Genomic DNA, 13,805 nt, shown 5'->3' on the forward strand with positions numbered 1-13,805 from the left:
GCTTCACGGACAAATACGAACAGTATTGCCCCGCACTGGGAGCCCCCCAATGGGGCTCCCGGCGGGCATTTCAGGGCCGAAGAGGCAAGCCCTGAAAATTGTGAACCTGAAAACCCGGCATGTATGCGCTAGTCGGCCTGGGTCCGGATAAAAGTCGGAATTTCGAAATCGTCCTCGTCATAGGTAAAATCGTCCTGACCGGGATTGTGAGGCCGACGACGGCTCTGACCCATGGCCTCGCGCTTGAGCAGGTACGGCGGGCGGTTGCTCTTTTCGTCATACCAGCGCTCCACTTCCGAGCGGCGGGTGGCGCGGGGCAGGCGCATTTCCGGTTCATCCTGCGGCTCCTGCACCAGATTGCCCTGCTGCTGCGGGCGGCCCAACTGGCGGCGGCGCGGCTCGGCCATGACGGCATCCGGGCCGGGCTGGCGGAAGTTCGTCACCGAGGCGACGGGAGCCTGCACGGGCTGCACGGCCTGGGGAGACTCAATGCCGGTGGCGATGACCGTCAGGCGGATTTCGTCCCCGATATTTTCGTCAAAGACCACACCGAAGATGATGTTGGCGTCCTCGGGCGTGGCATCACCGATTATGTCGCCGATTTCTGCGATTTCCTCGGCCGTGATGTCCATGGGCGCAGTGATGTTGTAGAGCACCGCCTTGGCGCTCTCCAGAGAGACGTCTTCCAGCAGCGGACTCATAATGGCGCGCTGGGCGGCCTCGCGGGCGCGATTCTCGCCCGAAGCCATGCCCGTGCCCATAAGGGCAAGGCCCGCTTCAGACATAGTGGTGCGTACATCGGCAAAGTCAAGGTTGATCAGGCCGTCGCCCACAATCACGTCGGAAATGCCTTTGACGGCGTAATAGAGCACGTCGTTGGCCTTTTGCAGCATTTCGGAAAACGGCGCTTTCTTGGGCGCGAAGGCCAGCAAACGGTCATTGGGAATGGTGATCAGGCAGTCCACATGCTGCTTGAATTCCTCCAGACCGGCTTCCGCCGCGCGTTTGCGCTTGACGCCTTCAAAGCTGAAGGGCTTGGTGACCACTCCCACGGTCAGCGCGCCCATTTCCTTGGCGGCCTGGGCCACCACCGGGGCCGCGCCCGTTCCCGTGCCGCCGCCCATGCCCGCGGTGACGAAAACCATGTCCGCATCGCCGATGGCGTCCCGGATGGCGTTCACGCTTTCCACGGCGGCTTCACGGCCGATGGACGGATTGGCCCCGGCGCCGAGGCCCTTGGTAAGCTTTTCGCCCAATTGCACCTTGAGCGGCGCGGTATTTTTGTTCAAGGCCTGCAGATCCGTGTTGGCGCAGACGAACTGCACACCCTGCAAACCGGAATCGATCATGTTTTTCACGGCATTGCCGCCGCCGCCGCCCACGCCGATAACCTTGATTTTGGCGCTGCCGGCCAACGAAGTGTCAATATCGTCAACGATTGACTGAGCCATGGTCCTCTCCTGTTTTTGCTGTCCCCAGATGCCCGCTTGAGATTTATGAAATGTCCGCGAACCATTTCTTCATGCGCGAGAGCACGCCGTCAAAGACGCCGGACTCGCTGCGCGTGGTGAACTTTTTCTGACCGGACATTTCCTTTTCCGCTCCGTAGCGCAACAACCCCACAGCCGTTGAAAACTTGGGGCTGTTGACCACGTCTTTAAGCCCGCCCACATTGCGTGGATACCCGATGCGCGTGGGCAGGTTGAAAATTTGCTCGCCCAGTTCTTGGCAGCCTTCCATCAGGGCCGTACCGCCGGTCAGCACCACGCCCGCGCCGATCATGTCCTTGTAGCCGGAGCGCACCAGAGTCTGATCCACCAGGTAGAGAATCTCCTCCATGCGCGGCTCGCAGATTTCGGCCAGCACCTGGCGCGAAAGGCGGCGCGGTTCGCGCCCGCCCACGCTGGGCACTTCGATGAATTCGTCGTGGCGCACCAGATCCGCAAGGGCGCAGCCGTACTTGATCTTGATCTTTTCCGCCGAGGCGATGGGCGTGCGCAGGCCGAAGGCGATGTCGTTGGAGAGGTTCTGCCCGCCCAGGGCCAGCACGGCGGTGTGCTTGATGGCGTCATTGGCGAAGACCGCGATGTCCGTGGTGCCGCCGCCCAAGTCCACCAGGGCAACGCCGATCTCGCGCTCTTCCTCGGTGAGCACGGCCTTGGCCGAGGCCAGAGATTCCAGGGCGATGTCCGACACTTCCAACTGGCTGCGGTGGCAGGAACGCACAATGTTCTGCGCCGAGGACACGGCCCCGGTGACGATGTGCACCTTGACCTCCAGGCGTACCCCGGCCATGCCCAAGGGGTCGGCGATGCCGCGCTGGTTGTCCACGATGTATTCCTGGGGCAGGATGTGGATCACCTCGCGATCCGCCGGGATAGCCACGGCCCGCGCCGCGTCCAGGGCGCGCTCAACGTCGCGCTGGGCCACTTCGCCGCCCTTGACGGCGATGACGCCGTGGCTGTTGATGCCCATGATATGGCTGCCGGCAATGCCCACGTAGACGGAGTGGATCTCGCAGCCGGCCATGAGCTCCGCGTCTTCCACGGCCTTGCGGATGGATTGCACGGTCTGCTCGATATTGACCACCACGCCTTTGCGCAAGCCTGTGGAAACGCTTGTGCCGATGCCCACCACATCCACGAGACCCGACTCCGAAAGTTCGCCGACCACGGCGCAGATCTTTGTGGTGCCGATGTCAAGGCCTACGATGAGCTCGGACTTATTCATTACGTTCTCCTCACAACCCGCCCGTCACGCGCCGGCTCAGTTTTGCGCGGACTGATTAAGAATGACCCAGACATTACCCTTGACGGCGCGCACTTCACGCACGTTTTTCAGTTCGTGCCGCCGCGCCAGATCACCCAGCGTCACACTCATCCGGGCGAGATTGCCGTTCCAGTCGTCGGTGGCGATGGAAAGGCGCATTTCCCGGTCTTCGAGATAAATTTCCACGCCCCTGCCGGGACTCACGGTCACCGAGGCGATGGCCCCGGCCTCCACAGGCAGCACACCGCTCTGCATATCCTTCATCAGTCGCGCGAGGTATCGCGTGGCGTCCTCGGCTCCGGGCTCAATGCGCAAGGTGGGCAGGGAGAGAAAGTTCCGGCTTTCCACCGGCGCGATAATTCCGCCGCGCTCATTGGCGTAATATAATACGCCGTCCTTGTGCACCCAGAAGGAGGGCATGCGCTCCTTCAGCTTGATCACGAACCTGTCAGGCAGCAGGCGCTTGACTGAAACTTCTTCCACCCAGGGAGTCTGGCGCAGATTCCGTTCCACCTTGGCGATGCTCACGGCCAGGCTGTTGTCGCCTTCTTTGATGCCGCCGTATTGCAGCACCATCTCGCGGGAAAGCCGCACATTGCCGGTCACGTCCACATGCCTGGTGGTGAAAAAGTCGCTGGTGACCGCCTTATTGTAGAGCCAGAGAGAGGCCGCGCACACGCCGGCCAGCACCAGCGTCGCGGTCAGCAGAAGCACCGCCAGCGCCGCAAGGCTTTTCAGACTGCCCAGGCGCGTGAACCAGCCGAACATTCCGCTGAGAAACTTCGGCAGGCGAACCGAAGGAAGCGAACGTCCTATTGACTTTGCGGGCTTTTCCTTCGTGTAGGTGTTGCGGGCCTTACGACCGTTTTTCTTCAGCGAGAGGGGCACGGCACTATCCTGACCTCCGGCTCCAGCGCAAGACCGAACCGTTGCCGCACGGCCTCCCGGGCTTCGTGCAGCAGGGTCAGGGCCGCATCCGCGCTGCCCCTGCCTTCATTGATCAAAAAATTGGCGTGCAGGGTTGAAAAGGCCATGCCGCCCAGCTTTTTTCCCTTATACCCGGCCAGTTCCAAAAGCTTTCCGGCGGGCATATTCGGCGCGGGATTTTTGAATACGCATCCCGCGCTCCAGGCCGTCACAGGTTGTTTAGACTTTTTCTCAAAAAAGTTGTGACGCATGCGATTAGAGATGCCATCCCTTGCGGCTCCGGTCAAGCCAAAAGTGGCTTCAACTACCATGAATCCCTCTTTTTCTTCCGGGATTGAGAGCGCGCGATAGCCATATTGCAGTGCGTCAATAGTGATACGCCGCACTGTTTCTTTATTAACCACTTGAATTGATTCAATATATTTGCAAGTTTCCGTACCAAAGGAACCGGCGTTCATAGCCACGGCTCCGCCCACGCTGCCGGGTATGCCAACCAGCCCTTCCAGGCCGCTCAAACCTTGCGCGACACAAAAACGCAGAAGACGCGGCAGGGGGACGCCCGCACCGACCCGCACCAGAATTTTGCCGTCTTTTTCGCCGACGATATCCGGCCCTTGCATGAAGCGCGGTCGTACAAGCACCAGGGGCAGATCGCCGTCGCGAGCCAGGATGTTGCTGCCCGCGCCCAGAATCAACGGGCTGCCGCCCAGAGCCCGCAGGCGTCCGGACAGAGCCGCCAGATCCGCCGCATCCTCCAGGACCAGTTCGGCAATGGCTGTACCGCCCAGGCGCAGGGTGGTCCGCTCCGCCAGACTGGGACGCGGAATTTCACGCATGGCCGCGTCCCTCCAGCCAGGCCGGGCCCAGACGGGTGATGGAGCCCGCGCCCAGAGTCAGCAGCACGTCGCCTTCCCGCAACAGTTCCGGCAGAGCCTGGGCCATGGCATCCAGGGTCTGGTAATAGTGCACCGGCGTGGTGGAAACCTGCTGCACGCCCTGCGCCAAACTCTGCCCGGAAACGCCGGGAATGGGCTTTTCGGACGCGGCGTAAATTTCGGTCAGCAGCACCATATCCACCTGGTCAAAGACCTTGCAGAATTCGCCGAAATGGGCCTGAGTGCGGCTGAAGCGGTGCGGCTGAAAAGCCGCCACAATGCGCCTGCCGGGGAAAACCTGCCGGGCTGTGGCCAGGGTGGCCGCGATTTCCGCCGGGTGGTGGCCGTAGTCGTCCACCACGGTCACGCCGCCTTTTTCGCCCTTGAATTCAAAGCGCCGCCCCACCCCGCCGAAGCCGTCAAGGCCTTCGGCGCAGCGTTCAAAGCCGATATCGGCGGCCATAGCCGCGCCTATGGCGGCCAGGGCGTTGAGAATATTGTGGCGGCCCGGCTGGGGCAGGCTTACCTCGCCCAGTTTTTCGTCCCCGCGCCAAACCTCGAAGCGGCTGCGCAGTCCGCTTTCAAGCGGCACGGCGCGCAGATGATTGTCCGCCGCGAAACCGTAGGTCAGCACTGGACGCTTGATGCGCGGCAAAAGGGCGCGCACGCCGGGATCATCGCCGCAGACCACATTGATACCGTAGAAGGGCACGTTGTTCATAAACTGCACAAAAGCCGCGTCAATGCCTTCACGGCTCTTGTAGTGGTCCAGATGGTCCTCATCCACATTGGTGACCACGTTGATGATGGGCAGCAGGCAGAGGAAGGAACCGTCGGATTCGTCGGCCTCGGCGATGAGGTACTTGCCGTGGCCCAGATGGGCATTGGTGCCGTAGACGTTGAGACGGCCTCCGATGATGACCGTGGGATCCAGCCCGGCGGTGTCGAAGATGGAAGCGGTCAGCGAGGTCGTGGTGGTTTTGCCGTGAGTGCCCGCGATGGCGATGCCCTGGCGCAGGCGCATGAGTTCGGCCAGCATTTCAGCGCGGGGGATGATGGCGATGTTCCGGCGGCGGGCTTCCACCAGTTCGGGATTGTCGTCGCCGATGGCAGTGGATTTGACCAGCACCTGCACATCGCCCACGTTTTCAGCGGCATGACCCACGGCCACGCGCGCGCCCAGGCTCCGCAGATGCCGGACCACCGCCGAATCACTGAGGTCCGAACCGGAAATCTCATAACCCTGATTGAGCAGAACTTCGGCAATGCCGCTCATGCCCGCGCCGCCGATGCCCACCATGTGAATATGCCGAATTTTATTGTTCATGCGCCAAACCTTTAGAAAATATCTAGATATTTTACGGAGATACCTCCGACCTCAAAACATCTTCCACCCGGATTACGCTTTTTGTTCGCCGGGAAGACAAGCCTGCTTCAGGGGAATGCGCTTTTATGCCGCCCGACCGGAAAGCAGGCGAAATCTGATACAGAGAACGGGCAACAGGCCCTAAGCCCGTCCGGCGGCCACTTCGGCCAGCACCCCCGCCACCCGCGCGGCGGCGTCGGGCCGGGCCGCGCCCAGCGCCGCGGCGGACATACGAGCGCGGCCGTCACTGTCATCGAGCATGCAGGGCAGCATGCGGCCCAGATCCTTCTCCCGCAAAAGTTGTTCCGGCACCAGCAGAGCCGCGCCCGCCTTTTCCAGCACCTCGGCGTTACGGCTCTGATGATCGTGGATGGCGTACGGAAAAGGCACCAGTACTGCGGGCAGCCCGGCGGCGCAGAGCTCGGCCACAGTGCTGGCCCCGGAACGGCAGAGCGCCAGGTCCGCCCAGGCATAGGCCCCGGCCATATCGTCAATGAAGGCTGTCACACAGTCCGGAGCGTAACCGGCCCGTTCGTAGGCCGCGCGTGTGGCATCTTCATCCACGGAACCGCTCTGATGGCGTATTTCCACCCCGGCTTCACGCAGTGCGGGCAGGATTTCCGGCAAAAAAGTATTCAGCGCCCGCGCACCCTGCGATCCGCCGAGGATCAGCAGTCGCCGCGTCTCCCGCCGCCGGGGCAGACGGCCCACATCACTCACCGCCCGGCGTACCGGATTGCCGGTAAGCACGCATTTTCCCGACGCAAAGCCCTGAGTGCCGGGCAGGGACAGGCAGACCACCCGCGCCAGCCGGGCCAGCAGGCGGTTGCTGGTTCCAGCCACGGCGTTCTGCTCATGCAGAATGCCGGGCACGCCCAGCAGTCGCGCCGCCAGCATGGGAGCAAAAGCCGCGTAACCGCCGAAACCGGCCACAACGTCGGGCCTGAAGCGGCGCACAATGCCCAGCGCCTTGCAGACTGCCAGACTCATGCGCGCGCCCGCGCCCACGGCCCGCAGCCCCCGCCCCAGAAAACCGCGTACCGGCAGCCCCGCGAAGGGAATGCCCGCCCGCGCGGCGAGGCGCTGCTCAGGTCCGTAAAGCGAACCCGCGAACAGCAGCTTGACGTCCGGGTTCTGCCGCCGGAGCTCCTCGGCCACGGCCAGGGCCGGAAAGATATGACCGCCGGTGCCGCCGGTGGTCAGGAGGATTTTGTCCACGAATCCGCCGTCCTTGAAAAGTTCAGGAGCAGGCCCACGCAAAGCATGGTGGCCAGCAGATTACTGCCGCCGTAACTCATCAGCGGCATGGGCACGCCCTTGGGCGGGGCCACGCCCATGACCACGGCCAGATTCATCACCGCGCCCATGACCAGAATGGTGGTGATGCCGAAGGCCGTGAAGCGGTCACGCAGATTGTGCTGGCCCATAATGATCTTGTAGCAGCGCCAGAACAGCAGGGCGAAGAGGACCATGACCACGGTCATGCCCACAAAACCCATTTCTTCGGCCAGTACGGCCATGATGAAGTCGTTGTGCGCTTCGGGCAGGTAGAACATTTTCTGTTTGCTGGCCCCCACGCCCACGCCGAAAAAGCTGCCCGAACCGATGGCCAGCAGGGATTGCACCAACTGGTAGCCCGTATTGTGGGCGTCCTGAAAGGGATCCAGAAAGGCCAGAAGGCGGCGCAGACGGTAGGGGGAGGCAATGGCCAGGGCCATGGCGCCGGCGCAGGCCAGAGCCAGGGAAAAGAAAAGATAGATGAAGCGGGTGCCCCCGGCCACGCACATGAAAAAGAGGATGCCCGCCAGCACCACGGCGCTGCCGAAGTCCGGCTGCAGGAGGAGCAGAAAGCAGAACAGGCCGGTCACCGCGAAAGGCGGGATGACGCCCCGGCTGAATGTTTTGATCAGATCCTGCTTGGAGCTCATGAAATAGGCCAGATACAGGGCCAGAGCGATTTTCACGAACTCCATGGGCTGAACGGAAACAGGCCCCAGCGGAATCCAGCGTTTAGCGCCATTGATGGCCGGAGCAAAGGGCGACAGGGTGATCAACAGCAGCAACAAGGAAAAGAACAGGGCCGGATACTGCAATTTGTACAGCCATTCGCGCGGCAGCAGAGCCGCGCTCCAGAGGGCCACGCCCCCGCCCGCGGCAAAAAGCAGCTGGCGCTTGAAAAAGTAATATTTGTCGCCGTTGACCTGCTCGGCCACAATGCCGCTGGCCGAGAGCACCATAACTAGGCCCACGGCCAGAATGACCAACACGATGGTGAACAGCCACCAGTCAAACGGCGCGGTCGGAGCTTTGTCCGTCGCTCTGGCAAAGGCGCTGCGGCTTTTGCTTTTTTTGGTTTCGGTAAAGGAGTTTTTCATGCCAGTTCGCTCACAATGCGTTTGAAATCATCGCCACGGGCCATATAATTATCGTAAAGATCAAAACTGGACGTGGCCGGGGCCAGCAATACCACGTCCCCCTCCTTCGCTGACGCGGCCAGGGCGCGCACGGCTTCTTCCAGAGTCGGATGCCAGCGCAGAGGCGCAAGATCACGCCAGGCCTTTTCAAAATGCTCCCGGCTTGCGCCGAACAGGGCCACTTCCCTGACCCGCTCCCGGACCAGACCGCCCAGAGCCGCCAGATCGCCTCCCTTGAACTTGCCGCCGCAGAGCAGCCGCAAAGGACGGTCAAAAGCCTGCAAGGCGACCTTGAGGGAAGAAACCGTGGTGCATTTGGAATCATTGACGTACAGCACGCCCCCGCGCTCCCGCACCAGTTCCAGACGGTGCGGCAACGGCTTGAAACGGGCCACCGCGCGGGCGGCATTGGCTTCGCTGACGCCGAAAAAGCGGCAGGCCTGCCATGCCGCCTCTTCATTGAATTTATTGTGCGCGCCCAAAAGGCCACTCTGGGGGAAGCGTTCGCTTTCACGCACCCAGACCTGACGGGCCCTGAGATTGAAGCCGCGCGCCAGTTCCTGCAGATCCGCGCCCAGTACGGCCAGGTCGCCCTCGTCCTGGCAACGGAACAGACGGAATTTGGCTTCCGTGTATTCGGCCATGTCCTTGTGGTAATCCAGATGGTTGGGCGTGATGTTCAGCAGCACGCCAGCACGCGGGCAGAAGGTGGAGCAGGCCTGCAGTTGGAAGCTGGAAATCTCCAGCACCAGCACGTCGGCCTTGCGGCCCGAGAGCACGTATTCCGAAAGGGGCGTGCCGATATTGCCGCCCAGAAAGACCGTATAGCCCTGCGCCTGGAGCATGGCGGCGGCCAGGGAGGCCGTGGTGGTCTTGCCGCTGGTGCCGGTGACGGCCAGCACGGGCTCGTCGTTCAGATAGCGCCAGGCCAGCTCCATTTCGGCCAGCACTTCCGGCGCGCCCTCGCAAGCGCCGCCCAGATATTGCGCCAGCTTCGCCACCGGCATGCCGGGGCTGGGCACCACAAAGGCCGCGTGCTCGAACTGTTCCGGGCTGTGCTCGCCCAACTGCACGTCCACGCCCAGTTTTTGCAGGGAGGCGGCCTGTTCCGGCGAAAGCGCGGCGGTATTGCGGTCCAGCAGGCGCACCCGCGCGCCCTCCCGGCTCAACAGCCGGGCCGCAGCCAGGCCGGAGCGCCCGGCTCCCACAACCACCGCCAGTTCACCGATCTGTATGCGTCTGCCGCGCGTCTTTTCCAGCGCCATGACTGTTTCCTCGTTGTGCTAAGGGGTGTTAATACGCCCCAGGAGCTGTTTCTAAATGAGAATTTTTGTTCTCTGCCCAGGAAGGCGAGTTCCGGGCGGAGGGAGTATATTCAAAGATATTCGGTCCTCGCACGGAGCGAGCCTGACGCAGGCAGAGGGCGAAAAGACAATTGAAAAAAGCTCCTAGCGCAGTTTCAGGACCGACAATGCCACCAGCCCCAGCAAAATGGACGTAATCCAGAAGCGGATGATAATCTTGGATTCCGGCACGCCCTTGAGTTCAAAATGGTGGTGCAGCGGCGCCATGCGAAAAATCCGCTTGCCGCCCGTCCAGCGGAAGTAACCCACCTGCAGGATCACGGACAGGGTTTCGGCCACGAACAGGCCGCCCACCACGGCCAGGACCAGTTCCTGTTTGCAGAGCAGGGCCAGATAGCCCAGCACTCCGCCGATGGAGAGCGAACCCACGTCGCCCATGAAGACCTGGGCCGGATAGGCGTTGAACCACAAAAAGCCCAGACCCGCGCCCACCAGGGCCGCGCAGAAAACCGTCACCTCGCCCACGCCGGGCATGTAGGGCACCAGCAGATAGCCGGAAAAGCGCGCGTTGCCCGTGATGTAAATGAAAATGGAAAAGACCAGACAGGCCACAATGGAAGGTCCTATGGCCAGCCCATCCAGACCGTCGGTGAGGTTCACGGCATTGGAAGCCGCCACCATGACGAACATGCCGAAGGGCACATAAAACCAGCCCAGATCCGGAGTCCATTCCTTGATGAAGGGGATGATCAGCTTGCTGCTGTAAGAAGGATTGTCCGCCAGCAGCCACATGGCCACGAAGGCCACCAGAATCTGCCCGCCGAATTTGGCTTTGGCGGAAATGCCCTTGTTCTTGTGGTGGCGCAGTTTGGAAAGATCATCCCAGAGACCCACGGCACCGAAGCCCGCGAAAACGAAAAAGGTCTGCCAGATATAGGGATTGGTCAGATCGGCCCAGAGCAGCAGACTGACGCCCAGCGTGAAGAGCATCAGCAGGCCGCCCATGGTCGGCGTGCCCGCCTTGGCCGCGTGCGCCGCCACGTCCTCGTGGATGTACTGGCCGCATTTCAGGCGGCGCAGCCAGGCGATGAAGCGCGGCCCGATGAAGATGGAAAGCACCAGAGCCGTGATCAGGGCCGCCATGGAGCGGAAAGAAATATAGCGGAAGACGTTGAACAGCGTCCATTCCGATGCGAGCGGGGCCAGAAAATTATAAAACATGCCCGCTCTCCCCTTCTCCGCATTCCCGCGTTTCCGTCTCCGTCATATCCGCATTCCCTTCCCGAAAAGCCGTCAGCAATGTTTCCAGCCGGTTGAAGCGCGAGCCCTTGAAAAGCAGCAGACCGCCGCGTTTTTCCTCCAGCCCGCCGTGGCGCGCAAATTCTTTCCAGGCTGCCATAAAGGATTCAGGCCCGTCCACAATCAGCCAGGGGCCGCCATAGCCCCCGTGAGCCAGTCCGGCGCGTACTTCGTCCGCGTGCCCGCCCTTCCAGAACACGGCAGTTGGTTTGAGATCCGCCAGATGCCGCCCCAATTCCTCGTGCATGGCCTCGGCCACCGCGCCCAGCTCGCCCATTTCGCCCAGCACGGGCACAAAGGTTCGGCCGCGCGCCTGCCCGGCCGCGGCGTCCAGCATGCGCCGCATGGACAACGGATTGGCGTTGTAGGTGTCGTCAATGAGTTCCCACGCGCCCAGACGGCTGCGGTTGAAGCGCTGGACCGGCAAACGGGTCCTGGCGAGTCCTTCGGCGATCTCCGCCGCGCTCAGGCCCAGCAGATGGGCGGCCGCGGCTGTGGCGATGCTGTTTTCCGCGCCGTAAGCGCCCTGGAAAGGCGTAATCACGTCACACGTCTCGCCGTCCAGCCAAAGTCGGTACAGGCCGCGCTCCGGCGCGCCGTCAGCCGCGTTGCCGTCAGCGGGCGCGGAACCCAGCCAGGCGGCGCGATAGGCCGTGCGCTGATCAGCGGCACTGAAAAAATGCAGTTTCGCGCCAGAGGCCATGGCCTCGCGCACCAGCTCCGGGTAGTCCGCGCTGACCAGCCCCCGGCCGCCTTCAGCCAGGTAGGCCAGTAAACGAGCCTTGTGCCAGGGCACGCCCCTGTCGCCCAGACCTTCGGTGTGGCCAGGGCCCACATTGAGAATCAGGCCCAGATCCGGGCGCAGCACCGGGGCCAGTTCGTCCATGTCGCCCGCGTGACTGATGCCGGCCTCCATGACCCAGAAATCCTCATCCCCGTCGGTATTCAGCACGGCGCAGGGCATGCCGATCTGATTATTGTGGTTCATGGCGGTGCGCGCGGTTTTGCCGCGCAGGGCCAGCACCTGGGCCAGAGCTTCCTTGAGCGTGGTCTTGCCCGCCGTGCCCGTGACGCACACCACTTTGGCCCTGGTTTTGCCGCGCCAGAGCGCCGCCAGCTGCCCCAGAGCCCGGACCGTGTCTTCCACCAGAAGCACGGGCACGCCCGGATCAGGCAGTGGGCGTGAGGCCAGCACGGCCGTCGCGCCCTGCTCCACGGCCCTGGCCGCGAAATCGTGGCCGTCCACCCGTTCGCCCGGCACGCAGACAAAAAGCGCGCCGGGGCGGGCCTCACGGCTGTCCGTAACCACGCGGGAAGCCAGCGCTTCCCCGGCCGGAGCCGCCGCGCCCGTCAGGCCCAGGTGGGCCGCCATTTCCGTAGTGCTCAGGCGCAATGCAACAACTCCCGCACCACTTCCTGATCGCTGTAGTGGTGCTTGACACCCTGAATGATCTGATAATCCTCATGCCCCTTGCCGGCGATCAAAAGCGCTCCGTCCTTGTCCAGCATATCCAGCGCCTTGGCCGTTGCCGCGCGGCGGTCCACTTCCACCAGCACTTCACGCGCCTCTCTGAGGCCCGGCAGCACATCCTGCAGGATGGCTTCCGGCTCTTCGAAGCGCGGATTGTCCGAGGTCAGCACGGCCACGTCCGCATAGCGCGCCACAGCCTCGCCCATGAGCGGGCGCTTGCTGCGGTCACGGTTGCCGCCGCAGCCGAAGACCGTGATGATCCGCTTGAAGCCCGCGCCGCGCAACGCCTTGAGCACATTGACCAGGGCGTCCGGGGTATGGGCGTAATCCACAAAGACGCTCAGCCCCTGGGGATTATCCACCCGCTCCAGCCTGCCGCAGACGCCGGTAAAACTCTCCAGGGCCGTGAACTGTTCCGGATCCAGACCCGTTTCCAGAGCCAAAGCCTGTACGGTCAGCAGATTGGAAGCGTTGAACGCGCCCACCAGAGGAGAACGCAGTTCCCAGGTCCGGCCCTCCAGATGCATGCGCAGATGGCAGCCGCCGGTTCCGGCGGAGAGCAGCTCGCCCCAGAGATGCCTCCGCCGGGGCGGCCCCTGTTGCAGGCCGAAAGACAGCGCGCGCGGGCAGAGTTCCAGCAGGCGGCGGCCCCAGGGATCGTCGGCATTGACGGCCATGGCCTTTTCGGCCTTGGGCAGTTCCAGGAAAAGCTTGGCCTTGGTCTTGAAATAGCTTTCCATGTCCTTGTGGAAATCAAGGTGGTCCTGGGTCAGATTGGTGAGCGCCGCGCCCGCGAAAGGCACGCCGCAGACCCGCTGCTGGTCGATGGCGTGGGAGGACACCTCCATCACGGCCACGTCCACGCCCACCGCGTCCATCCGGGCCAGCATGGAATGCACTTTCAGGGGGTCCGGCGTGGTCAGGGGCGCCACTTCGCTGTGGCCCGGCCAGCGATAGCTCACCGTGCCCAGCACGCCCACCTTGTGTCCGGCGTCCGTGAACAGGCGTTCCAGCAGATAGGTGCTGGTGGTCTTGCCGTTGGTGCCGGTGACGGCCAGAACCTTGATGTGCAGGTCATCCGTGTGCCAGCGGGCCTCGGCCAGCCGCCAGAGGGCCTCGCGCGGATCGTCGTGGTGCACCACCCGGCAGCCTCCGGCCTGCACGGAATTCCGGGCGGCGGCTTGCTCCGGCCCGCCGGGGCGGCAGACCACCACGGCGGCTCCGGCCTCCACGGCGGCGGGGATGAAACGCGCTCCGTCCTCATTGACGCCGGGCACGGCCACAAAAATGTCGCCCCGCGCCACGGCGCGCGAATCCGAACGCACTTCCACGCCGCCACGGCGACATGTCTCCAGAAGAGCCGCAAAATCCCGCTGCATA

Annotated in this window: 11 protein-coding genes; all 11 read right to left on the minus strand. The window is 63.0% G+C overall.

Annotated features, from left to right (window positions below; translation table 11 throughout):
- Nucleotides 1-128 precede the first annotated feature (128 nt).
- Entirely contained in the window at nucleotides 129-1,451 is a 1,323-nt protein-coding gene (gene ftsZ / locus FYJ44_RS00505) for a cell division protein FtsZ (protein ID WP_154508213.1), read from the minus strand.
- Between the two features lie 43 nt (nucleotides 1,452-1,494).
- A complete protein-coding gene (ftsA, locus tag FYJ44_RS00510) occupies nucleotides 1,495-2,730 on the minus strand; it encodes a cell division protein FtsA (protein WP_154508214.1) in 1,236 nt (411 codons plus the stop codon).
- A 36-nt stretch (nucleotides 2,731-2,766) separates the two neighbouring features.
- Entirely contained in the window at nucleotides 2,767-3,657 is an 891-nt protein-coding gene (locus FYJ44_RS00515) for a cell division protein FtsQ/DivIB (RefSeq protein WP_288230948.1), read from the minus strand.
- Nucleotides 3,642-4,532: a UDP-N-acetylmuramate dehydrogenase gene (gene murB / locus FYJ44_RS00520; protein WP_154508215.1), complete on the minus strand. Its 891-nt coding sequence runs from the start codon at nucleotides 4,530-4,532 to the stop codon at nucleotides 3,642-3,644. The genes FYJ44_RS00515 and murB overlap by 16 nt, the downstream gene beginning before the upstream one ends.
- Entirely contained in the window at nucleotides 4,525-5,898 is a 1,374-nt protein-coding gene (gene murC / locus FYJ44_RS00525) for a UDP-N-acetylmuramate--L-alanine ligase (RefSeq protein ID WP_154508216.1), read from the minus strand. Before murC ends, murB begins: the two co-directional genes overlap by 8 nt.
- A gap of 180 nt (nucleotides 5,899-6,078) precedes the next feature.
- Nucleotides 6,079-7,155 (minus strand): undecaprenyldiphospho-muramoylpentapeptide beta-N-acetylglucosaminyltransferase, encoded by a 1,077-nt coding sequence (gene murG, locus FYJ44_RS00530; protein WP_288230946.1) that lies wholly within the window; start codon nucleotides 7,153-7,155, stop codon nucleotides 6,079-6,081.
- Complete coding sequence (gene ftsW, locus FYJ44_RS00535) at nucleotides 7,137-8,312, minus strand: putative lipid II flippase FtsW (protein ID WP_154508218.1); 1,176 nt, start codon at nucleotides 8,310-8,312, stop codon at nucleotides 7,137-7,139. Before ftsW ends, murG begins: the two co-directional genes overlap by 19 nt.
- Nucleotides 8,309-9,616, minus strand: a complete 1,308-nt coding sequence (gene murD, locus FYJ44_RS00540; protein ID WP_154508219.1) for a UDP-N-acetylmuramoyl-L-alanine--D-glutamate ligase — start codon at nucleotides 9,614-9,616, stop codon at nucleotides 8,309-8,311. Before murD ends, ftsW begins: the two co-directional genes overlap by 4 nt.
- 183 nt (nucleotides 9,617-9,799) lie before the next feature.
- Nucleotides 9,800-10,876, minus strand: coding sequence for a phospho-N-acetylmuramoyl-pentapeptide-transferase (mraY, locus tag FYJ44_RS00545; protein WP_154508220.1), 1,077 nt, complete (start codon nucleotides 10,874-10,876; stop codon nucleotides 9,800-9,802).
- Nucleotides 10,866-12,347, minus strand: a complete 1,482-nt coding sequence (locus tag FYJ44_RS00550; RefSeq protein ID WP_229772428.1) for a UDP-N-acetylmuramoyl-tripeptide--D-alanyl-D-alanine ligase — start codon at nucleotides 12,345-12,347, stop codon at nucleotides 10,866-10,868. Before FYJ44_RS00550 ends, mraY begins: the two co-directional genes overlap by 11 nt.
- Entirely contained in the window at nucleotides 12,338-13,804 is a 1,467-nt protein-coding gene (locus FYJ44_RS00555) for a UDP-N-acetylmuramoyl-L-alanyl-D-glutamate--2,6-diaminopimelate ligase (RefSeq protein WP_154508221.1), read from the minus strand. The genes FYJ44_RS00550 and FYJ44_RS00555 overlap by 10 nt, the downstream gene beginning before the upstream one ends.
- Between the last annotated feature and the right edge of the window lies 1 nt (nucleotide 13,805).

It is taken from the genome of Desulfovibrio porci, from assembly GCF_009696265.1.
GTDB classification, from domain to species: Bacteria; Desulfobacterota; Desulfovibrionia; order Desulfovibrionales; family Desulfovibrionaceae; genus Desulfovibrio; species Desulfovibrio porci.